General features: G+C 73.3%; 18 protein-coding genes and 1 pseudogene. 12 read left to right on the forward strand and 7 right to left on the reverse strand.

Going from position 1 to position 21,810, the window contains the following annotated elements:
• Nucleotides 1–398 precede the first annotated feature (398 nt).
• The 9 genes from ACFRFC_RS05250 to ssuE are packed head-to-tail and all read left to right on the forward strand — an operon-like array spanning nt 399 to nt 10,758.
• A complete protein-coding gene (locus ACFRFC_RS05250) occupies nt 399–2,096 on the forward strand; it encodes an ABC transporter substrate-binding protein (protein ID WP_382683211.1) in 1,698 nt (565 codons plus the stop codon).
• A 30-nt stretch (nt 2,097–2,126) separates the two neighbouring features.
• Nucleotides 2,127–3,158, forward strand: coding sequence for an ABC transporter permease (locus ACFRFC_RS05255; protein WP_382683209.1), 1,032 nt, complete (start codon nt 2,127–2,129; stop codon nt 3,156–3,158).
• Nucleotides 3,159–3,161: 3 nt separating this feature from the next.
• Nucleotides 3,162–4,049: an ABC transporter permease gene (locus ACFRFC_RS05260; protein WP_382683205.1), complete on the forward strand. Its 888-nt coding sequence runs from the start codon at nt 3,162–3,164 to the stop codon at nt 4,047–4,049.
• Nucleotides 4,049–5,155, forward strand: coding sequence for an ATP-binding cassette domain-containing protein (locus ACFRFC_RS05265; protein ID WP_382683202.1), 1,107 nt, complete (start codon nt 4,049–4,051; stop codon nt 5,153–5,155). Before ACFRFC_RS05260 ends, ACFRFC_RS05265 begins: the two co-directional genes overlap by 1 nt.
• The gene (locus ACFRFC_RS05270) at nt 5,152–6,012 is read left to right on the forward strand and encodes an ABC transporter ATP-binding protein (RefSeq protein ID WP_382683199.1); all 861 of its coding nucleotides are present in this window, start codon (nt 5,152–5,154) and stop codon (nt 6,010–6,012) included. Before ACFRFC_RS05265 ends, ACFRFC_RS05270 begins: the two co-directional genes overlap by 4 nt.
• Nucleotides 6,013–6,055: 43 nt before the next feature.
• The gene (locus ACFRFC_RS05275; protein WP_382683197.1) at nt 6,056–7,399 is read left to right on the forward strand and encodes an LLM class flavin-dependent oxidoreductase; all 1,344 of its coding nucleotides are present in this window, start codon (nt 6,056–6,058) and stop codon (nt 7,397–7,399) included.
• An 8-nt stretch (nt 7,400–7,407) separates the two neighbouring features.
• Nucleotides 7,408–9,291: an FAD-dependent oxidoreductase gene (locus ACFRFC_RS05280; RefSeq protein WP_382683194.1), complete on the forward strand. Its 1,884-nt coding sequence runs from the start codon at nt 7,408–7,410 to the stop codon at nt 9,289–9,291.
• Nucleotide 9,292: 1 nt separating this feature from the next.
• Nucleotides 9,293–10,150 carry an alpha/beta hydrolase gene (locus ACFRFC_RS05285; protein WP_382683191.1) on the forward strand — a complete coding sequence of 286 codons (858 nt, stop codon included), beginning with the start codon at nt 9,293–9,295 and terminating at the stop codon, nt 10,148–10,150.
• A 50-nt stretch (nt 10,151–10,200) separates the two neighbouring features.
• Nucleotides 10,201–10,758, forward strand: coding sequence for an NADPH-dependent FMN reductase (gene ssuE / locus ACFRFC_RS05290; protein ID WP_382683189.1), 558 nt, complete (start codon nt 10,201–10,203; stop codon nt 10,756–10,758).
• A 9-nt stretch (nt 10,759–10,767) separates the two neighbouring features.
• Here ssuE and ACFRFC_RS05295 read toward each other — a convergent pair whose 3' ends face one another.
• Nucleotides 10,768–11,184, reverse strand: a complete 417-nt coding sequence (locus tag ACFRFC_RS05295; protein WP_382683186.1) for a VOC family protein — start codon at nt 11,182–11,184, stop codon at nt 10,768–10,770.
• A gap of 114 nt (nt 11,185–11,298) precedes the next feature.
• On the opposite strand from ACFRFC_RS05295, the gene ACFRFC_RS05300 reads away from it, so the two are divergent.
• The 3 genes and pseudogenes from ACFRFC_RS05300 to ACFRFC_RS05310 all read left to right on the forward strand — a co-directional run.
• Entirely contained in the window at nt 11,299–11,895 is a 597-nt protein-coding gene (locus ACFRFC_RS05300; RefSeq protein ID WP_382683183.1) for a TetR/AcrR family transcriptional regulator, read from the forward strand.
• A 149-nt stretch (nt 11,896–12,044) separates the two neighbouring features.
• Nucleotides 12,045–13,121 (forward strand): MDR family NADP-dependent oxidoreductase, encoded by a 1,077-nt coding sequence (locus tag ACFRFC_RS05305; RefSeq protein ID WP_382683181.1) that lies wholly within the window; start codon nt 12,045–12,047, stop codon nt 13,119–13,121.
• Between the two features lie 207 nt (nt 13,122–13,328).
• Nucleotides 13,329–13,700 (forward strand): annotated as a pseudogene (locus ACFRFC_RS05310) (MerR family transcriptional regulator); the annotation flags it as partial.
• A 579-nt stretch (nt 13,701–14,279) separates the two neighbouring features.
• On the opposite strand, the gene ACFRFC_RS05315 reads toward ACFRFC_RS05310, so the two are convergent.
• The 6 genes from ACFRFC_RS05315 to ACFRFC_RS05340 all read right to left on the reverse strand — a co-directional run bounded on the left by ACFRFC_RS05315 (nt 14,280) and on the right by ACFRFC_RS05340 (nt 21,803).
• A complete protein-coding gene (locus tag ACFRFC_RS05315) occupies nt 14,280–15,314 on the reverse strand; it encodes a LacI family DNA-binding transcriptional regulator (protein ID WP_382683178.1) in 1,035 nt (344 codons plus the stop codon).
• Between the two features lie 272 nt (nt 15,315–15,586).
• Entirely contained in the window at nt 15,587–16,912 is a 1,326-nt protein-coding gene (locus ACFRFC_RS05320; RefSeq protein ID WP_382683176.1) for an amidohydrolase family protein, read from the reverse strand.
• The gene (gene allE, locus ACFRFC_RS05325; RefSeq protein WP_382683174.1) at nt 16,899–17,654 is read right to left on the reverse strand and encodes a (S)-ureidoglycine aminohydrolase; all 756 of its coding nucleotides are present in this window, start codon (nt 17,652–17,654) and stop codon (nt 16,899–16,901) included. Before allE ends, ACFRFC_RS05320 begins: the two co-directional genes overlap by 14 nt.
• A gap of 2 nt (nt 17,655–17,656) precedes the next feature.
• The gene (locus tag ACFRFC_RS05330) at nt 17,657–18,697 is read right to left on the reverse strand and encodes an aminopeptidase (protein ID WP_382683171.1); all 1,041 of its coding nucleotides are present in this window, start codon (nt 18,695–18,697) and stop codon (nt 17,657–17,659) included.
• Complete coding sequence (locus ACFRFC_RS05335) at nt 18,685–20,349, reverse strand: dihydroorotase family protein (protein WP_382683168.1); 1,665 nt, start codon at nt 20,347–20,349, stop codon at nt 18,685–18,687. The genes ACFRFC_RS05330 and ACFRFC_RS05335 overlap by 13 nt, the downstream gene beginning before the upstream one ends.
• Nucleotides 20,346–21,803 (reverse strand): amidohydrolase family protein, encoded by a 1,458-nt coding sequence (locus ACFRFC_RS05340; protein ID WP_382683165.1) that lies wholly within the window; start codon nt 21,801–21,803, stop codon nt 20,346–20,348. Before ACFRFC_RS05340 ends, ACFRFC_RS05335 begins: the two co-directional genes overlap by 4 nt.
• Between the last annotated feature and the right edge of the window lie 7 nt (nt 21,804–21,810).

Below are 21,810 nucleotides of genomic sequence, written 5' to 3' on the forward strand. Positions count from 1 at the left end.
CGGCGCCCCTCCGTCCGCTGACGCCGGGCAGCCCTTCCGGCGCCGCAGCGCCGCTCTCGTCGTACCGTGCCGTCCCTCACGGGAGTTGGAGTTCGCGCGGCTTCCGTGGCTCCCGCGACTTCCGCTGCCCCCTTGGCGTTTGACGCGTTCGCGGTAGTCGGGCCGGTCGGCGCGTGCGCCGCCTCGGTCCCGTCCCGGATCTGGTGCGAACCGGCTGACGCCGACGCCCTCTGCTCCTGTCCTCACCCTCACCCCTGTCCTCACCCTTGCCCTTGCTCGGAGCCCGAGTTCGGTGTGCGCCCGACGTGTGACGCGACGCCGTGCGGGCGGAGCCCCGGTGTGCCGGCCTCCCCGTCCCGCCGCCCTGCCCCGGGCCGTGCCCTCGCAGAAAGAAACCCATGTCTGCCCTGTCCGTACGTCTGAAGTTCCGCAAGTTCCGCCGCCGTGTGGTGGCCCGCCGAGCCCGCGTCACCGACGCCGGCCGAACCCATGCCACCGATTCAGGCCGCGCCCATGCCACCGCCCCCGGCCCCACCCACGTCACCGTCCCGCCCCCGTCTCACAGCACCCCCCGCCGCACCCACCCCCTACGCGCCACCGCCCTCGCCACCGTCCTGCTGACCGTGCTGGTTCCCACCCTCAGTGCCTGCGCCGGGGAGACCGGATCCGCGTCCGGCAGCTCCACCCTGAAGTGGACGTCGTCGTACTTCCCCACCCACTGGGACCCGGTGGTCAGCGGCAGCAGCGCGCAGTTCCGGGAACTCGCCCTCGTGTACGCCTCGTTGACCCGTACCGACGAGAACGGCGACGCCGTGCCGGACCTGGCCGAGAGCTGGGAGTACAACGCCGAGGGTGACCAGGTCACCTTCCATCTGCGGCCGGGCCTGACGTTCAGCGACGGCGAACCCGTGGACGGCGCCGCCGTGAAGGCGGCCATCGAGCGGGCCAAGGACCAGGAGAACTCGGCGCTGTTCGGCGACCTGACCTCGATCGAGTCCGTGACGGCCGACGGACTGGACGCCATCGTCCACCTCACCCAGGTCGACTACCAGATCCCCCAGCTGCTCGGACAGCGCGTCCTCCAGATCGCCAGTCCCAAGGCGGCGGCCTCGCCGGAGGAACTGGACCAGCAGCCGGTCGGCGCGGGCCCGTTCATCGTGACCCAGCTGGTGCCCGGCACCAAGGTCACCCTGGAGAAGAACCCGGACTACTGGGACGCCGAGAACATCCACATCGACAACGTCGAGCTGACCTCCGCCCCCGACGCCGCCACCGTCGTCAACGGCCTCCAGACCGGGGTGTACAACTTCGCCGACATCGACCCCAGCCAGGCCCAGGCCGCGAAGGACGCGGGCCTCGACGTCTTCGTCCAGCCCGGCTTCAACGCCTCCAACCTCAGCCTCAACATCAACAAGGCGCCGTTCGACAACCCCGAGGTCGTCGACGCCGTACGCCACGCCATCAACCGCGACGAGTTCGTCGACAAGCTGACCTTCGGCTACGGCGAGGCGACCGACCAGCCCTTCCCGAAGGGATACGTGGCCTACGACCCGGAGTCCGAGAACACCTACCCCTACGACCCCGAGGAGTCGAAGCAGCTGCTCGCCGACGCGGGCTACCAGAGCGGCGAGATCAAGCTCGACCTGGTCATTCCCGCCGAGGACCCGCAGGCGGAGATCGTCCAGTCCCAGCTCGCCGCGGTCGGCATCACCGTCAACATAAAGATCGACAAGAACTGGGCCACCCCGTTCTTCGCCAAGGACCTGACCTTCTCCCTGTACGGGACCACCGGCCGTGACTCCGCCGTGCAGACCCTGACCGCGCACTTCGGCCCCGACGGCCCGCTCAACCTCAGTACGCCCTACGAGCCCGCCGGTTTCGAGGAGGCCGTCGCCAAGGTCCGCCAGACGCCGCTCGACTCGCCCGACTACCAGGAGACCCTCCAGGCGGCGACCCGCGCCGGACTCCAGAGCCAGGCGCTGGTCTTCACCTACTCCCAGCCCAACCTCATCGCCAAGAGCACCTCGGTCTCCGACCTGCCCAAGAACCCGGCCCACATCGACTGGACCGGCGTGACCATCTCCGGCGCCGGCTGAGCCGCCGCCCCAGACAGAAGGGAGGCACCCATGACGACCACGGAAGCGCCGGCGGCGAGGTCCGGCCCGCGTCGCCCGGTCGCCGTGGCCAGGACCCGGCGGGCACTGGGCCGGGTCCTGTTCACCCTCGCCCGGTCGGTCGCGATCTTCGTGCCGGTGTTCCTGGTCGCGACGTTCGTGACATTCGCACTGCGCTCGCTCAGCGGGCTCAGCCCGGCACGGATCCAGCTCGGCGAGCAGGCGACCCCCGAGGCGGTCGCCCGTATCGAGGCACAGTGGGGCCTCGACCGGCCCTTCCTCGTGCAGTACGGCGACTGGCTCACCGGAGTGCTGCACGGACAGCTCGGCGCCAGCTGGACCAACGGCGCCGACATCTCCACCCTGATCGGCCTCGGCCTGGGCGTGAGCCTGTCGGTGGCCACCTTCGCGCTGCTCATCGGCGTGCTCGCGGGCTTCGCCCTCGGCACCGTCGCCGCGCTGCGCCGCACCACCTGGCTGGACCGTGCCATCACCGGCTTCGTGACGCTGATCTCGGTGATGCCGCCGTTCGTCGTCGGCATCGTGCTGGTCGCGGTCCTCGCGGTCGGCCTGGGCCTCTTCCCGTCCGCCGGATACGTCCCCGCCGCCGACGGGTTCGGCCCCTGGCTGGCCCACATCACCCTGCCGGCCGTCGCGCTGAGCTTCGACGTGGTGGCCGACGTCGCCCGCCAGCTGCGCGGCAGCCTCATCGCGGCCCACCGCGAGAACTACGTGACCGGAGCGGTCGTACGGGGACTCAGCCCCCGGCGCATCTTCTTCGGCCATGTCCTGCGCAACGGCCTCGGGCCCGTGCTCGCCACCCTCGGCCTGAAGTTCCCCGCGCTGGTCGGCGCGTCCGTCGTCACCGAGTGGATCTTCGGCCTCCAGGGCTTCGGCCGGTTCGCCAACGACTCCGCCCAGGCCGGTGACGTACCCGCCGTACAGGGCGTCCTCGTGGTGTCGATCGCCCTGGTCGTCGCCTTCAACCTCGTCGTCAACCTGGTGCTGGCGCGTGTGACGCCGGCCTCCCAGAGGGGGGTGTGACCCATGCCGCGTCGTGTTCTCGCCCTCCCGTCGGGCCGGATCGCCGTCGCCCTTCTCGCCGGCATCGCGCTGCTGGCCCTGTTCGGTCCCCTGATCGCCCCGCAGAACCCGCTCGCCACCAGCGACAACGCCCTCGCCCCGGTGTCCGGCGCGCACTGGCTCGGCACCGACTACCTCGGCCGCGATGTGCTGAGCCGCCTGCTGGACGGCTCCCGGCTCAGCGTCCTCGGCGCGCTCGAAGTGGCCGTCACCGCGCTGGTCGTGGGGTCCGTCCCCGGCATGCTGTCGGTCTATCTCGGCCGGACCTTCGAATGGATCACCCTGCGGCTGGCCGACACCCTGGTCGCGCTGCCGTTCCTGCTGTTCGCCGTCGCCGTGATCGCCCTGCTCGGCAACGGGCTCACCCAGGCGATGCTCGTCACCGGCGTCCTGGTCGCCCCCCTGTTCTACCGGGTCTCCCGCGCCGCGACCCTTGGCGTCGCCCGCTCCCCGTACGTCGAGGCCGCGTTGCTGGCCGGGGCGTCCGTCGGCTGGGTGGTGCGCCGGCACGTGTGGGCGAAGGTGCTGCCGCCGATCGCGGTCGCCCTCGCCCAGACCATCGGCGTCGGCTTCGTCATCGTGTCGAGCCTGACCTTCCTCGGGATCGGTGTGCAGCCGCCCGAACCCACCTGGGGCGGACTGCTCGCCTCCGACCTCGGCTACCTCAGCCACCGGCCGTGGGCACCGCTGCCCCCCGCGCTGCTCATCATGGTCACCGTCTGGGCCGGCAATGTCCTCGCCGACGCCATCCGCGATGTCTCCGGCGAGGCGGGCCGCGCACTGGTGACCGCCCGCGCCGCCCGCACCCGCCGCCCCGGCCGGGGCCGCCCCGCCGCCACCGGAGGTGCCTGATGACGACCGCGTCCGAGAACCTCACCGCCGAGGAGAGCGTCACGCCCGAGGCGAACCCTGACTCCCGGGGGAACCCTGATTCCGGGGCGAACCCTGACTCCGGGGGGCGCCTCACCCCCGAGGAGACCCGCCTCTCCAAGGGGAACCTCACCGCCGAGGAGACCCCCGCCCCCGGCCGGCACCCCACCCCCGGACCCCACCCACCCGCGCTGTCCCTGCGCGACGTCCGTATCCGGGACCGGGTCACCGGCGTCGAGATCGTGCACGGCGTCAGTTTCACCCTCACCCCCGGCCGGGTGGTCGGCATCGTCGGTGAGTCCGGCAGCGGAAAGACCCTCACCTGCCGGGCCGCGCTGGGCATCCTGCCCGACCGTTTCGAGGTCTGTGGCGGCATGATCGAGATCCTGGGCACGGACATCGCCGGTCTGTCCCCGGCCCGCTGGACGGCCCTGCGCGGCGGCGCCATCAGCGCGGTCTTCCAGGATCCCGCCTCCTATCTCAATCCCTCGCTGCGGGTCGGCGCCCAGATAGCCGAGGTCGTCCGGGTCAAGAAGAAGCTGCCGAGGCGCGCGGCCCGCCGCCGTGCCGTCGAACTGCTGCGGGCCGTCCATCTGCGGGATCCCGAACTGGTCTACGGCCAGTACCCGCACGAACTGTCCGGCGGCATGCTCCAGCGCGTCCTGATCGCCACCGCCATCGCCGCCGACCCGCGCGTCCTGGTCGCCGACGAGGCCACCACCGCGCTCGATGTCACCGTCCAGGCCGAGATCCTCGACCTCCTCGCCGACCTGCGCGAACAGACGGGCCTCGCCCTCGTCGTGGTCTCCCACGACCTCGCCGTGGTCGCCCACCTGTGCGACGAGGTCCTCGTGATGCGGCACGGCGAGGTGGTCGAACAGGGCCCCACCGCCCAGGTGCTGCACGCCCCGCGCCATGACTACACCCGGCTGCTGATCGACGAACACGAGCAGTACGGCCTGGAGAAATTCCTCGCCCGAGACCCTGACCCCGCCCCTGACCTCGCCCCCCACCCTGACCCCGCCCCCCACTCCGACCCTGCCCCCCACCTCCCCCTCGCCCCCGACCCGAAGAAGGCGACGGCATGAGCCCACCCCCACCCCCCGAAACCCGCCCCACCGACCCCCCACCCGTCCTGAAGGTCACCGGCCTGGACGTCCACTACGGCCCCCGCCGCCGACGTCGCCGCGCCCTGCATGGCGTCTCGCTCGCCGTCTCACCCGGCGAGACCGTCGGCGTCATCGGTGAGACAGGCTCCGGCAAGTCGACCCTCGCCCGTGCCGTCCTCGGCCTGGTGCCCGCCTCGGCCGGGTCGGTCCTGGTGGACGGCGACGAGGTCACCTCGTACGGCCGTCGCCAGTGGCGCGACCTGCGTCGGCGGGGCGTGCTCCAGTACGTCTTCCAGGACCCCCTGCGCAGCCTCGACCCGGACCTGACCGTCGCGGCCTCGCTGGCCGAACCGCTGCTGATCCAGGGCGTCCGGGCCGACGACGCGGCGGCCCGCGTACGGACCTTCCTGGCCCGGGTACGGCTGGACGAGGACCTGCTGGACCGGCTGCCCGGGGAACTGTCCGGCGGCCAGCGGCAGCGCGTCGCGGTGGCCCGCGCACTGGTCACCGAGCCCCGCCTGGTCATCCTCGACGAGCCGGTCAGCGCCCTGGACTCCGCCAACCGCGTACAGATCCTGAAGATCCTCAAGGAGTTGCGCGCGGACGGCACCGCCCTCGTCTTCATCTCCCACGACCTCGGCTCGGTGGTGGGCATCGCGGACCGCATCGCGGTGCTGTACCACGGCGAACTGGTCGAGACCGGCGCCGCCCGCGACGTCGTCAACACCCCCCGGCACCCCTACACCCGGCTGCTCGTACGGTCCGCCCCCACCCTGCGTTCGGCCCCCGCCCACCGGGCCGAACGCGCGGCCCTGCGCGCCCTGCTGCACACCTGACCCACCGAAGCGACCACCCACCCCGTTCCGAGAGAGGTCTCCCATGTCCCGCACGATCCATCTCGCCCTGCACCCGCACGGTGTCGGCGGTCCCGGCCAGCACGGGCTGTGGAAGGACCCGCGCGTCGCGAACAACGCGAGCATCGACATCCAGTACTACATCCGGCAGGCACAGGCCGCCGAGCACGCCCTGTTCGACGCGCTGTTCATCGTGGACAGCCAGTTCATCAACGCCACCTATCCGGCGCACTACCTCAACCGGCTGGAGCCGCTGACCCTGCTGTCCGCCGTCGCCACCCACACCCGGCACCTGGGCCTGGTGGCCACGGCCAGCTCCACCTACAACTCACCCTTCAACCTGGCCCGCCGGTTCGCCTCCCTGGACCACATCAGCGGCGGCCGGGCCGGCTGGAACGTCGTCACCAGCTTCGACACCGGGGCCTCGCGCAACTTCGGCCTGGACGAGCACCTCGACTACACCACCCGCTACGCCCGCGCCCTGGAGTTCGTCCAGGTCGCCCGCGGTCTGTGGGACTCCTACGAGGACGACGCCTTCCCCGCGGACATCGAGCGGGGCGTCTTCGTCGACCCCGACAAACTGCATGAACTCAACCACCGGGGCGAGCACTTCAAGGTGGCCGGACCGCTCAATCTGTCCCGCTCCCCGCAGGGCCAGCCGGTGATCTTCCAGGCCGGGGTCTCCGAGGAGGGCCGCGATCTGGCCGCGCGGGTCGCCGAGGGCATCTACGCGCCGGGTGGCAGCCTCCAGCAGGCGCGGGACTACTACGCCGACATCAAGCGCCGCGCCGCCGCCTACGGCCGGGACCCCGACCACGTGAAGATCTTCATCCATGGCGGGCCCGTCGTCGCCGCGACCGATGAGGCGGCCCGGCGCCGTGAGCGGGAGATCTTCGAGGAGGACAACGACTTCGACCGTAACCTCGCCCTTCTCGGCCGCGCCTTCGGGGCCTACGACTTCAGCGTGCACGACCTGGACGCCCCCTTCCCGGACGTCGCCCACCTCGCCGAGAAGGGCGGGCGCACCGGCGCCAACCAGCTCATCGCCCGCGCCCGGCAGGAGAATCTGACCCTGCGCCAAGTCGCCGAGACCGTCTCGGAGTTCCGGCAGTCGCCGTTCGTCGGGGCGCCGGAGACGGTCGCCGACACCATCGAGCAGTGGTTCGACGCGGGGACCCTCGACGGGATCAACCTCGCCTTCCGTACCGACGACGATCTGAACCTGTTCGTGGACGGGGTTGTCCCCATCCTCCAGAAGCGCGGCCTGTTCCGCACCGAGTACGCGGCCGACACCCTGCGCGGCAACCTCGGTCTCCCGGTCCCCGTCAACCGCTGGACGCGTGAGCGCGGCGCCGCGGTGAACGGCTGAACCGGCCGATGACCGAGACGACGACGCCACCGACGCCGATGCCGACGACGCCGATACTGACGCCACCGACGCCGATACTGCCGACGCCACAGACGCTGACCCCGACGGGCGGACGGGACATCCACACCGTCCGCTTCCCGGCCGCCGATCCGCCGGCCGCCGTGGACGTCCTGATCGTCGGCGCCGGGCCGGTCGGGCTGGCCGCCGCGCTCGAACTGACCGCCCGTGGAGTCCGGGTCGCCGTCGTCGACCGGGCCCGCACCGCGACCCTGGTACGGGCCGGTGCGATGGGCCACACCCCCCGGGTGGTGGAGCACCTGCGCCGCTGGGGGCTGCTCCAGCGGGTCCGGGACGCCTGGACCTACCCACCCGAGTGGAACCGGGGCATCCGGGTGGTGACCTCGCTGGCCGGACATGAACTCCTGGCACCGCCCCGCCCGTCGTTCACCGCCTGGGACAACACCCCCAGGCGGTCCGCCGCCGAGGCGCTGCGCCGCCCCCAGACGGTGTTCCAGCGGGTCTTCCTCGAACGCCTCGCGGAACAGGGCGTGAGCGTGTCCGGCGGCTGGGAACTGACCGCCCTGCGCGAGGACGCCCAGGGCATCGATGCCGAGATCACCGAGATCACCGAGGCCACAGAGGTCACTGACGACACTGACGTCACCGGCATCGTGGACACCGGCCCGGGCGCGTCCCACACCATCCGCGCCGCCTACGTCCTGGGCGCCGACGGCGGCGGCAGCACCACCCGCGCCCTCGCCGGCATCCGGCGCGAAGGCGCCCACGCCACCGAGAAACGGCTGCGCCTCATCGTCCGCACCACCGATATCTCCGACCGCGTCGGCCCCGCGCCCAGCGCCACCAACATCGTCGTGAACCAGCACGCGTCCGGCTTCCTGGCCGCCGTCAGCGCCCGCGAATGGCGGGTGTACGCGGGCCCCTACCCCCTCGACCACCAGCCCGGCGAGCCGGAACTCCTGGCCACCGCCCGTGCCGCCTTCGGCTTCGACCTCGATCTGGAACTGCTCTCCGCGACCACCTTCTACGAGGCCACCCGCATCGCCGAGACCTTCCGCCGCGGCCGGGTCCTGCTCGCCGGGGACGCCGCCCACGTCCGTACCCCCGGCGGCAACCTCGGCGAGGGCATCGGGGATGTGGTCAATCTCGGCTGGAAACTGGCGGCGGTCCTGGCCGGGCACGCCCCGCCCGCGCTCCTCGACTCCTACGACCAGGAACGCCGCCCGCACAACCGGCGCGTCGCCGATCACGCCCTGGACCGGACCCGGCGCGACCGCGCGGCCCTCGCCGAGATCCGCGCGGCCGGTATCCCCGACGACACCGACCTCGGCCCCGCCGCCGAGCACCGCCGCACCGCCATCGCCGCGCGCCTGCGCCAGGACCACGGCGGCGCCGACGGCGTCACCTTCGACGAGCGCTACGACGCCTCCGCCGCCATCTGCTACGAGCCCGGCCAGCACGCCACCGAACCGCCCTGGCGGCCCGACGCCTACGAGGACGACCCGCGCCCCGGCCACCGCGCGCCCGACGGCCCCGTCGATCCCGGCGGCGGCACCCTGTACGACCGTATCGGCTGGTCGTTCGCCCTCCTCGTGCTCACCCAGGACCGCACCGCCGAGCGGGCGTTCACGGCCGAGGCCGCCGCCCGGGGCCTGCCGTTCACCGTCGTCCACCTCACCGACCCGGCGGCCCGCGCGGTCTACGGCACCGCCCATGTCCTGATCCGGCCCGACCAGCACGTGGCCTGGCGGGGCGCGCGACTGCCCGACGGCGGCGCCGGTGCCGTCCTGGACCAGGTACTGGGCCACGCCCACGACGTGGCACTCACCCACCCGACCCCGCCCCACCCCCACCGACCAGAACAGCGAGCCTGACATGACCGCCCCCACCCCCGACACCGCCCGCATCCCCGACACCGCCCGCATCCCCGACACCGCCCGCATCCCCGACACCGACCCAACCAGCCAGGCGGACCCCACCCACGGCACCGACTACCACGCCCCCGCCGGCCTGCGCACCCGAGGCACCGTCGTCGTGGTGCCCGGCCGGGGTGAGACCAGGGCGACCTACGCCCGGCTCGGCCGGCGACTGGCCGCCGACGCCTACCGGGTCCGGGTGATCGACGCCCCGGACATCGACTCCCGGGAACCGGACGCGTCGCTGACCGCCCTCGCCCACCGCGTCGCCGCCGCCGTGGAGGGCGCCGCGGGTGAGGACGGCGTCGTGCACCCCGTCGTCCTGCTGGGCGCCGACACGGGCGCCGCCGCGCTCGCCGCGCTGGCCGGTGTCCCCGGGGCACCGCGCCCGGACGCCCTCGTCCTGGCGGGCCTGCCCGGCGAGGGCGCCGCCGCCGTCGGCACCTGGGACGAGGAACTCGACGTACGCACCTCCTGCCCCGCCCACCGGGGCACCCTCAGCGAGGACTCCGGGGTGGCGCGCGGCGCACTCGGCACCCCGCTGCCCGCCGCCCTGCTGACGGCCGCCCACACCGGCGAACCCGGCGTGCCCGTCCTGCTCCTCGCCGGGGACGCCGACCCGCTCGCCGACCACGAGGCGCTGGCCCGGACCGCCAAGTCCCTGGACCTGGCCCGGCTCTCCGTGGTGCGCGGCGCCCACCACGACGTCCTCAACGACCTCCAGCACCGGTCCGTCGCCGCCGAGATCGTCACCTTCCTGGAGACCCTGCGCAATGAGCTGAAGCCGCTCATCGCGGTGGAGTCCAGCGCCTGGTGAGCCGCGTGCACCACTCCACCCCCTGACCCAGCCCACCCCGGAAGGTCCGCATGGCCGCCATCCTGTCCGTCTCCGCCAGCCCCTCCGCCACCTCCCGCACCGCCCGCCTCGTACGCCATCTCGACGACCGGCTCCGCCGCCAGGGCCACGAGGTGACCACCCTGGACGCGCGCACGGTGCCCGCCGAGGCACTGCTCGGCGCCGACTTCGGGCACCCGGCGATCGTCGAGGCCACCGCCCGCTTCGCCGAGGCCGACGGCATCGTCATCGGCACCCCCGTCTACAAGGCCGCCTACTCCGGCCTGCTCAAGGCGCTGCTCGACGTGCTGCCCCAGTACGCGCTCACCGGCAAGACCGTTCTGCCGCTGGCCACCGGCGGCAGTACCGCGCATGTGCTGGCCATCGACTACGCGCTGCGCCCGGTGCTCAGTTCGATGGGCGCGGCGCACATAGTGCCGGGCTGGTTCACCCTGGACAAGGACATCACCGTCGACGCCGACGGCAGCACGACGGTCGCCCCGGCCGCCGCCGAGGCCCTGGGCCAGGTCACCGACCTGTTCTCCACGGCCCTCGGCGGCCGCCTCGCCGCCCTGGCCAGGACCGGCTGACCCCCGCCGTCAGGAGCCGGTGTACTGCTCGGCGTACTCGGGCGACGGGGCGATGGGGGTGATGATGTCGATCAGTACGTCACTTGGATCGGCGACGATGAAGTGCCGCTGCCCGAAGTCCTCGTCGCGCAGGGGGAGCAGAGGGCGGAGCCCCTCGCGCACGACGAGCCGGTCCCACTCGGCGTCCACGTCGGGGACCTCGAAGTTCAGGACCAGTCCCCGGGCGGGGTGGCGGTGGCCCTCGGGAATGGTCGGGTGGGTGTGGTCGAGCAGGGCGAGTTCGTGGGCGGCCGGGCCGGGGTGGCGCAGGCTGACGTACCAGTCGGCCTCGAAGGTCGTCTCGAAGCCGAGGAGCCGGGTGTAGAAGTCGTGTGACTCCTTCAGCCGTGCCGTGCCGATCACGGGATAGAAGCTGGTCAGGCGCATGGTCGAACCCCTTTCACATACCTGAGGTATGCGAACCAAGCTACTTCACATACCTCAGGTATGTCAAAATGATGGCGAGAGAGCAGGGCGAGGGCGACGAAAGGCGGCACGGTGATGGGCGAGCAGGGCGTCCGGGCGCGGCAGCGGGAGCAGACCAGGCGGACGCTGCTGCGGGAGGGCAGGAAGGCGTTCGCCGCCGATGGGTACGCCGGGGTCGGGGTCGCGGAGATCGTCCGTGCGGCGGGGGTGACCAAGGGCGCCTTCTACCACCACTTCGCCACCAAGGCGGAGCTGTTCCATGCCGTGCTGGAGGAGGTGCAGCAGGAGGTGGGCCACCGGGTGGCCGTGGCGGCCGAGGGGTGCGAGGACCCCTGGGACCAGCTCACCACCGGGTGCCGGGAGTTCCTCACCGCGGCCACCGATCCGGACCTCCAGCGCATCATGCTGATCGACGGCCCGGCCGTCCTGGGCTGGGCCCAGTGGCGCGCGATGGACGAAGCCGCCTCGGTCCGCCATCTGACCGACATCCTCACGGCCCTGCGCGACGCGGGACGCATCGTCCCCCAGCCGGTCGAGCCCCTGGTCCACCTCCTGTCGGGCGCGATGAACGAAGCGGCCCTGTGGCTGGCGACCACCCCCGACCCGCGTCTCCACCTGGACCACACCCAGGCCGCACTGACCCGGCTCCTGGACTCCCTCCGCCCCACCTGACCCATGGGTGAGGGGGCGTTGTACGGCCTCGGCCCACCGGTTCGGGCGGGGCCGGGACGCCGGGTGCTGCCGGGTTCGGGTTGCCCCTGACGTGCGGGTCAAGGGTTAACGTCCCTGCGCCGTGCCCGCCCACCGCGTCAGGAGCGCCGATGACCGCATCCCGGCCCACCCACCCCCGTACCCACCGCGAAGTGCGGCTCGCCGCCGTGCCCGACGGTCTGCCCACGCCCGCCGACTTCACCGTGGCCGAAGTCCCGCTGCCCACCGCCGACGAGCATCACGCCCTGGTCCGCAACCACGGGTTCCTGGTCTTCGGCGGACTGCGCACCCTGATCGGCGGCAAGGCGCGGGACACGCCCGTACCGACACTGAGCCCCGGCGACACCCTGTTCGGGCCCGCCCTCGGCGAAGTGGTCCAGGCCCCGAACGGCAGCGCGCTCAGCGTGGGCGACCTGGTCACCCACCCGCTCGGCTGGCGCGAGTACGCGCGCGTCCCGGTGACGCAGTGCACCCCCGTCGACCCGAAGTTCCCCGAGCCGGCCGCCCTGCTCGCCTCCGGTTCCGCCGCCTACGGGGCGCTGACCCGGCTCGCCCGGGTCCGTGCGGGCGATGTCGTCCTGGTCACCGGCGCCGCCGGCGGGGTCGGCTCCCTCGCGGGGCAGATCGCCCGGCTGCTCGGCGCGGGCCGGGTCATCGGCACCACCGGCTCACCGCACAAGGCCGCGCGACTCGTCGCCGAGGCGGGCTACGACACGGTCCTGACCGCCGGTTCCTGGCGCGCGGACGAGGCCACGGACGTGTACCGGGCCTTCGCCGCGCAGCTCGCCGAGGCCGCGCCGGACGGCATCGACGTGCTGCTGGACAACGTGGGCGGCATCCAGCTCGCCGCCGCCGTCGACGCGGCCCGGCAGGGGGCCCGGTTCGCCCTCGTCGGCGCGCTGTCCGGACAGTTCGCCGCCGACGGCTCCGGCGGCGACGCGCCCGTACGGCTCGACACCTTCCGGCTCATCGTCAAGGGCGTCACCCTCCAGGGCTACACCGGCGCCGAACACCCCGGCGTGGACGCCGAATGGACCGAGCGGTTCGCCGGCTGGCTGCGGTCCGGCGCCATCCGCACGCCCCTGAGCCGCGTCATCGGCATCGAGCGGGCCCCGCACGCCGTACGGGAGATGATCGACGGGCGGCACTTCGGCACGGTCGTCGTGGAATTGCCGGCCCAGGAGTGACGTTGCACGACTGATGTTGCACGACTGATGGGACGGCTGCCTGGGCCGTCGTAGCAGGATTGACGAAACGGCCGCCGGGGCCGTAGTCGCACGATGGACGGGACGGCTGCCGGAGCCGCCGCTCCACGACGGGCGAACCGGCCGCCGGGGCTGTCCTGCGGCGGCGCCCCGGCAGCCGAAGTTCCACGACCGCCGGGAGGTACCCAGATGCGGATCGGCGACGCGGCAGCCGCCGCCGGCACCACACCCAGGGCGTTGCGCTTCTACGAGCAGCGCGGGCTCCTGCCCCCGCCGCGCCGCACCCCGTCCGGCCAGCGCGACTACGGCTCGGGCGAACTCGCCGTACTGCGCGTCATCCGGCGGCTCCTGGGCCTCGGGCTCACCGTCGAGGACCTGCGCGGCATCGCCGACCGCCTCCCCCTGCTCGCCGAGCACCCGCCGCCCTGCCGCGCCTCCCTGGCGGCGGGCGGCGAGGAGGCGGCGGAGACGGGGGTCGTCGGCACGGCCGTGGTCCGGCGGCGCATCGCGGCGATCGACGCCGAGATCGAACGCCTCAGCCGGGTAAGGGAGACACTGGCGTCGGGCCTGGCCGCACCGGATGTCGACCCCGAGGTCTCGGCCTCCCGGGTCTCGGCCTTCCAGGACTCGGCCTCCCGAGGCCCGGTCTTCCGGGACTCGACTTCCGGAGGCCCGGCCTCCCGGGACCTCACCTCCCGAGGCCCGGCCCCCGGGACCTGACCCCCTGCGGCCCGCCCCCCAGGGTCTGGCTCCCCAAGGCCCCGATCCCCCCGAGACCTTGCCTCCCATGGCCCGGCCTCCCGGGACCCGGCCCCCGAACGCCCTGCCCCCAGGCCCTGCCTCCCGGGACCGGACCCCCTTAGGCCCGGGACCCAAGGTCCGGCTTTCCAAGGCCCCGCCCCCCCCGAGAGGGCAACGGGTCGCAGACTCGGGCCCAGGCCGGCGGTGGAGTCGCCGATCTGGCGCCGGCTGTGAGGCTGGGCCAGGCGATGTTCTCCGGCAGACCTCGCCTCCCAACGCCCTGTTCCCCAAGGCCCGCCCCCCCAAGACGCGACCGCGAGACTCAACCCCTCAAGGCCCGGCCCTCCCGGACCCGGCCTCCCGGACCCGGCCCCCCAACGCCGGGTCACTCCCGCCCCCTCACCCCACCCGTACCGTGCTCGCGCGGACGCGTAGCCGGCTGGGGACCAGGGTCGGGGCGGTCACCGTCTCGCCGTTGAGGCGTTTCAGGAGCATTTCGACCGCCGCTCCGGCCTGGTCGGCGGGGCGCAGATCGATCGCGGTGATCGGCGGATCGGACTGCTGGGCGAAGCGGTTGTCGATACCGATGGCGAGCAGCAGATCCTCCGGCACCCGGATGCCCCGCTCCCGGCAGGCCCGGGTCGCGCCCTCGCTGTACTGCTCGGCGGAGGCGATCAGCGCGTCCGGTGGCTCGTCGGCGTCCAGGAGCGCGCAGGCGGCGCGATAGGAGTCGGCCTCCAGCCGGTCCACCGACACATGGGCGACGAAGGGCCGCATGCCGTGCGCCGCGCACCAGGACTCGTACGCCTCGCTCCCCTCCAGTGTCCAGGCCCAGGTGGAGCGGGCCGACAGCAGGGCGATCCGGCGGGCCCCCTGGGCGTGGAGATGGTCGAGCAGGTCCCGCATGTTCTGCTCGTTGTCGCCGGAGACGTAGAAGGGCCGCTCGGGGCGGTCCGGGTCGCGCTCGATGGAGACCACCGGGATGCCCATGCCCTCCAGCAGGTCGATACGGGGATCACCGGCGGCGGGGTCGCACAGCACCACCCCGTCCGGGCCGATCAGCCGCCACTCGTCCTCCGTGCTGATCCTCGGGGTCAGCATCACCGCGTAGCCCTCGCTGAACGCGGCGCGCGCCGAACCGGACGCGATGGTCATGTAGTAGTCGAGGCCGATCATGTCGTACTCGTTGCCGCTGACGTCCCGGTGCGGCAGGACCAGGGCGATGGTGCCGGTGCGGCCCCGCCGGAACGCCTGGGCGACCCGGCTGGGCCGGTAGCCGAGGGAGGCCGCCGTCCGCCGGATGCGGTCGCGGGTCTCCTGGCGGAGTTTGCCCTTGCCGTTCAGGGCGTCGGAGACCGTGGTCACCGATACCCCGGCGGCGGCGGCGACATCACGGATCGTCACCCGGCCGCCTGCGGCTTTGGTCGCCTTCACCACGGCATCACCAGATTCACTCGAAGCCCTGCCCGACGTCGACACGGAACTCGGAAAAGAAACACGACATGAAGCACAATCCACGGAACGAAATCACGGAACACGATCCACGGAACACGATCCACGGAACCGGTCCACGCGACACCGCACACCCACCACAGCGCCGGGATCACGCACCCGCACCCGCACCGGGGCCACGGCCGGTCCGACGCGCGTACGCATACAGTACGACGGGCTCCGGCCCGGCCCCGACAACCGCACGGCACGATCGATCAGGCCACCCCCGCCGGCACCGGAGCCGTCCAGATCTCGCCCAGCCGGCGCGCCGCGATCCGGCCGCCCCGTACGGTCCAGCGCGGGCCCGGCTCATTGCGCAGCGCGTCGGTGAGCGAGGTCGCGGCGAGGACCACGAAGTCGGCGGGTTCGCCCGCCCGCAGGGCGTTGAAGGGCACCCCGGCGGCCCGTGCCGCGTGGTCCGTCACCAGCCGCCAGGCCGTCTCGACGCCCCGGTCGTCCTCGTCGGCGAGCGGGACCGCGTGCCAGGCCAGCCGGGCGGTGTCCAGCGGGTCGAGATTCCCGAACGGCTCCCAGTTGTCCTGGAGGTTGCCGGTCCCGGCCGCGAGGGTGACCCCGGCGGCGAGCAGTTCGGCGGCGCGCGAGACACCCCGGTAGGGCCGGGAGCCGCTCAGGTTGGTCGGGCAGACGGTGACCGTGATGCCCGCCTCGGCGACCTTCTCGATCGCCTGCCGGGCGTCGCCCTCCGAGTAGGTCTCCAGGGCCCCGACATGGTTGGCGTTGACCAGCCCCTGCATGCCGTGTGCGAGGGTGCGCTCCGCGAGCGGCAGCAGCAGCCGTTCCGTGGGGTCGGTGAAGTAGTCGACGTTGATGTCGATGCCGACCCCGAACCGCTCCGCCAGCTCGAACACCTGGTCGAGATGGGTGAGCTGGTCCTCCGGTGAGCGCTCGTTGTTGGGCCAGCCGCCGACCCGGTGGGCGCCCGCCGCCAGCGCCGCCGCCACCAGCTCGTAGGCGCCCGGGTCCTGCACCAGGCCCTCCTGGGGGAAGGCGGTCACCCGCAGCTCCAGCAGGTCCGTGTGGGCCTCGCGGGCGTCCATCACACCCTCGAAGGAGGTCAGTCCGGTCACCGTGTCGATGTCCGCCTGACCGGCGACCGTCCCCACGCCCTGCGCGGCGGCCAGCCGCAGGAACGCCCCGGCGCGGTCCGCCACCTCCTCCCGGGTGAAGGTGGCCTTCAGATCACGCTGCCGCTGCATCAGCGCCGGGCGGTGGGTCAGCGGGGCGGGCAGCCCCAGCGGCCCGATCGAACGCCGGCTGAGCGCCTTGTCCGGGTGACTGTGCGGCTCGGTGAACGGGGCGGTGACCAGCCCGCCGTCCGCCGCGATCCGCTCCCGGGCGGCCACCCCCGCACCGGCCCCCGGCCCCAGCGCGGCGATGCGCCCGCCGCGTACGACGACATCCACCAGCTCGGCGGCCACGGCACCGGCGGCGGACGCGACCCGCGCCCCTTCCACGATCAGATCGGCCGGCACGGCCCCGTCGAAGGGTGCCACGCTGGCCTGGTGCTCAGAAGCCGTCACGGTTGATGTCCTTGTAGAGAAGGTACGAGGGTCGGGTCGAGCCGGTCGCGTAGAAGGACTGGGGGCAGTAGGGGGCCATGTAGATGAAGTCACCGGCGGAGACCTCCAGATGGTCGTCGCCCAGGTAATAGACGCCTTCGCCTTCGAGCATGTACAGGCCGTGCTCCTGGTGGTGCACCTCCACCATCCGGAACCGCGAACCGACGTCGAACCGCATGAAGTTCATCGCCATGTCGTAGCGCTCGTCGTCGGGCAGCAGCGGGGCGTAGGTGCCGCCGATGGTGTCGTCGGGGTGATGGGTGACCTCGTCGACATGCCCGGCCACCGGCTCCGGCGGCGCGACCCCGTCCACCCGGTCGTAGCGGCGCTTCACCCACAGCACGCGGGTCGCCCCCGGCGCCTCGACCTCGAACTCGACGCCCTCCGGCAGGAAGAGGTAGCCGCCCGGCACCAGCGCGTACGAGCCCGTGGCCGCCGTCACCGACGCCGCGCCGTCGAGGACGTAGAGGAAGTTCTCGAAGCCCGCGCCCAGCGGCCGGGTGCTGTGGCCGCCCGCCTCGAACTCCAGCAGATACTCGCCGAAGCGGGCGGGCAGTGAGCGCGGGGTCGCCAGCGGCTTGGCGATCACGCCGGTCAGATGCGGCAGCGCGTTCTCGACCAGGTTCTCCGGGCACATCAGCGTGTACGCGGCGCGCAGCCGCCCCCGGCTGGCGCTCACCTGGTGGACGACGGGACTGTTCATGGTCAACTCCTCAGGTCGGGGGAGGCCGCGAGGCCGGGGAAGGGCCCGGTGTAGGCGCCCTCGGTCAGTACGGTCAGTCCGTCGGCCCGGACCGTGGGGCGCTCGACGACCATGTCGACATGGACCGGGGACTCCCAGTCGGCGCCGGTGAATTCGGGGAAGGGGTGCCCGAAGGCGATGTGGGTGCCGGGGACGTTCTCGTCGAAGAGCAGGTTTCCGGTGAGGGTGGTCAGCGCCCGGTTGGTGCCCAGGGCGAGTTCGCCCAGCCGGAGTCCTTCCGGGGCCTCGGTGAGCCAGTCGCGGAGCCGGGTTTCCAGGGCCCGGTCGGGGTGGCGCAGGGACACCGCCCGGCCGTTCGCGACCTCGATCAGCAGCGGCTCGGCGAGCAGCCCGCACTCACTGTTGAAGGGGTAGCCGACCACCGAGACCGCGAGGACGCCCTCGGCGGTCAGCGGGGTGCAGAACACCTCGCCCTGCGGCAGCCGCCCGCCCTGCCCCGCACACTGGTACAGGCCCGTGAAGGGCGTCCAGGGCCGGTCCGGGCCGCAGGTCAGGGTCAGTTCGGTACCGGTGGCGCTGGTGACGCGCACCGACCGGCAGCCGGTCAGCCGCTCCCGTACCGCCAGGGTGAAGCGGGCGACCTCGGTGTAGTCGACGGCCATCCCGATGCCCAGAGCGATGTCGTCCAGCGCGGGCATGTGGGCGTGCCGGGCGCCGAGCCGGTCCAGGTGGTCCCAGAAGGTGGCGTCCCAGGCGAGCAGATCACCGGGATCGGCCGCCGCGAACACCGTCACGGTCGGCTCGTACGTGTCCAGGGCCCGCCCGATCTCCTCGCGCGCCCGTGGGTAGCCGTCGGCGACCTCGGGGACGACGGCCAGCTCGGCGCCGGTCACGGCCCGCGCCTCGGCCAGGATGATCCGGGCCAGCCGCTGAGTGCGCCGGTCGGTGAGGACCAGCACCCGGTCGCCCCCGGTGACCGCCAGACACGTACGCACCAGCTCACGCGCCCCGCGCACGACATCGGGCCTGCTCAGACCGGACATGGGGCCTCCTCGCCGCTGCCGGGGGCGGGGGTGTCGGCCGGGTTCGTCGATGGGGTCTTCTCGCCGCTGTCGGTGGCAAGCGCGGCGACCGGGTCGGCCAAGGGGGCCTCCTCGCCGCTGCCGGGGGCGGGGGTACCGGCCGGGTCCGTCAACGGGGCCGCCTCGCCGCCGCCCCCGGCGGGCGCGCTTGCCGGGTCCGTCACTGGTGCTTCCTCGCCGCCGCCGGGGCCAGGCACGCCGGTCGGGTCCGCCGAGCCATTGCCAAGGGCAGGCACGCCGGCCGGATCCGCCGGAAGGGCCAGGAAACGTCCCGTGCCCTTCGGTACGACGATCTGTCCGCCGACCGCCACCGTCCGGCCCCGTACCACCGTCCGTACCACCCGCACCGAGCTGACCCGGCCGTCGTACGGCGACCAGCGTTCCTCGGCGAGCTGCTGCCGCTCGGCGCTGACCACCCATGGGTCGGCCGGGTCGAGCAGGACGAAATCGGCGTCATGGCCCGGCCGCAGCTCTCCCTTCACGCCCGCCGCACCGCACAGCCGCGCGGGCCCGCTGGTCAGCAGCGGCACGATCCGGTCCCAGCCGACACCGCGCCGCAGCGCCTCGGTGATCACCAGCGGTACGTACTCCTGGACGCTCTGGATGCCGAACGGGCAGCCGAACACATCGTCCGACGCGCCGAGTTTGTCGGCCCGGCCGTAGGGACAGTGGTCGGAGACGATCGCCTGGACCGCCCCGGCCGCCACCCGCTCCCACAGCTGTTCCACCCGCGCCGGGTCCCGCAGCGGTGGGGCGCACACCCCGAAGGCGCCAAGGCCAGGCAGTTCGGCGGCGGTCAGCAGCAGATGGTGGGCGGTGACCTCGCAGGTCGCGTCGAGCCCGGCGGCCCGCGCCCCGGTGACCAGGTCGATGGCCTCCGGGGTGGAGAGGTGGACCAGGTGGACGGAACAGCCGGTGTGCCGGGCCAGCCGCAGTACCTCGCGTACGGCCTCGATCTCCGACGACGGGGGGCGGGCCGCCAGCAGGGCGCCGACGTCCGTGCGGCCCCGGGCCCGCTGGAGGGCCTCGCCCCGGGCGAGCGCGTCGCGGTCCTCGGCGTGCACCAGCACCCGGGCGCCCAGCCGCGCCGCCGTCGCCATCCCGGTCAGGAGATCGGCCTCGGTGGCGGGCGGGAAGTCCATGTCGTTGTCGGGCAGGAACGCCTTGAAGCCGGGGGCGCCGAGCGCGTGCTGGCCCGCCATCTCGGCCAGCGACGGTTCGGTCAGCGCGCCCCACAGCCCGAAGTCGACCACCGCGCCCGCCCCGGCCCGCCGGATCTTGTCGGCGTACCGGTCGGCGGTGGTGGTCGGCGGATCGGAGAACGGGTGCTCCACGACGAAGGTGACCCCTCCGGCGGCGGCGGACCGGGTCCCCGTGTGGAAGTCGGTTTCGAGGGAGATCCCGGGGACGTCGAAGTGCACATGCGGGTCGACCACCCCGGGGATCAGGTACAGCCCGCGCGCGTCGAGAGTCTCCCGGGCGTGGAAGGGTGCGCCGGGCGGCACGATCGCCGCCACCTTCCCGCCGTCCACCAGCAGCGTCCCGGGCCGCGCGCCCTCGGGAGCGAGCACGGTCGCGCCGGTGACGGCGAGGTCGGGGTACTCGCCGCTCATCCGGCGGCTCCCTGCGCGGCGGGGGTGGCGGGGTGTGCCGTACGGTCGCCGAGGCGGGCGTCCGTGACCCGGCGGCCCACCAGGCGCCCGCGCCGGAACGTCGTACGGGTGCCGGGCAGCCCGGCGAGCACGGTCCCCCGGTCGGGGGCGTCGAACAGCACCAGATCGGCGTCCGTACCGACCTCGATGTCCCCGTCACGTCCGCCCAGGACGGCCGCCGCCCGCCCGGACACCATCTCCCAGGCGAGATCGACGGCGCCCTCGTCCTCGAATCCGGCGCCCAGGAACGTCATCCGGGCGCGGTCCAGCGGGTCCAGGGTGCCGAGCGCGTACCAGCCGTCGTTCATGTTGTCGCTGCCGGCCGCGACCATCGCCCCGGCGGCGGTCAGCTCCAGCGGGCGGGACAGCCCCCGGGGACCGCCGTCCACCAGGTTCAGCGGGACGACCACGACCCGGACGTCCGCCTCGGCGACCGCCGCGACCACGCGGGCCGCGTCGGTGTCGTCGTACACCTCAAGGCCGCAGCAGTGGCTGGCCACCACCCGGCCCTGGTAGCCGCGCCGGACCGTCTCCTCGGCGATGTACTCCAGCATGGTCTCGGCCGGGTCGATCGCGCAGTCCGCGTGGATGTCCACGCCGACGCCGAAGCGTTCCGCCAGGTCGAAGGTCTCGCGGACGCTCGCCCGCTGGGCCTCGGCACCGTCCTCCACATTGGGCCAGCCGCCGATAAGCGAGGCCCCCGACCGCAGCGCCTCCGCCAGCAGGTCCCGGGTCCCCGGATCCCGGGCCAGCCCCTCCTGCGGGAACGCCACGATCTCCACGTCCATCAGATGCGCCACCCGCTCCCGGGCGGCCAGCACCCCGTACAGCCCGCGCAGCCCCGACACCGAGTCGACGTCGACATTGGCGCGCAGCCGGGTGACCCCGCCCGAGGCGGCGAGGCGCAGCGCGCGCGTCGCCCGCTCGGTCACGTCCTCGACGGTGAAACCGGCCTTGATGAGCCGCGCCCGCTCGAACCCGTCCCGGGCCCCGGCGGGTGCGAGGCTTCTGCTGTACGCCTTGTCGGGGTGGTAGTGGGGCTCGGTGAAGGCCCGGGAGACGAGGCCCCCGCGCGCGTCCAGCGAGTCGACGGCCCCACCGGTTGTGGAGTCGATGGCCTCACCGGCTGCGGAGTCGACGGCCCCACCGGCGGCGGAGCCGATGGCCTCACCGGTTGTGGAGCCGATGGACCCACCGGCTGTGGAGCCGATGGATCCCCCGGCCGCCGGGTCCATGGCCCCCCCGGCTCCGGAGTCCGCAGACCCCCCGGCTCCGGCGGGCACCAGCGCGCTCACCTTCCCGTCCCGCACATACACATCCACCAGCCCGCTGCGGCCATGGACGCGCGCCCCCCGGATCAGCGGGACGGAGCCGGGCGGCGGCGGGGACGCGGAGAGATCACGTTCGGACGGCATGGCTGAG

The sequence above is a fragment of the Streptomyces sp. NPDC056734 genome, assembly GCF_042790455.1.
Taxonomy (GTDB): Bacteria; Actinomycetota; Actinomycetes; order Streptomycetales; family Streptomycetaceae; genus Streptomyces.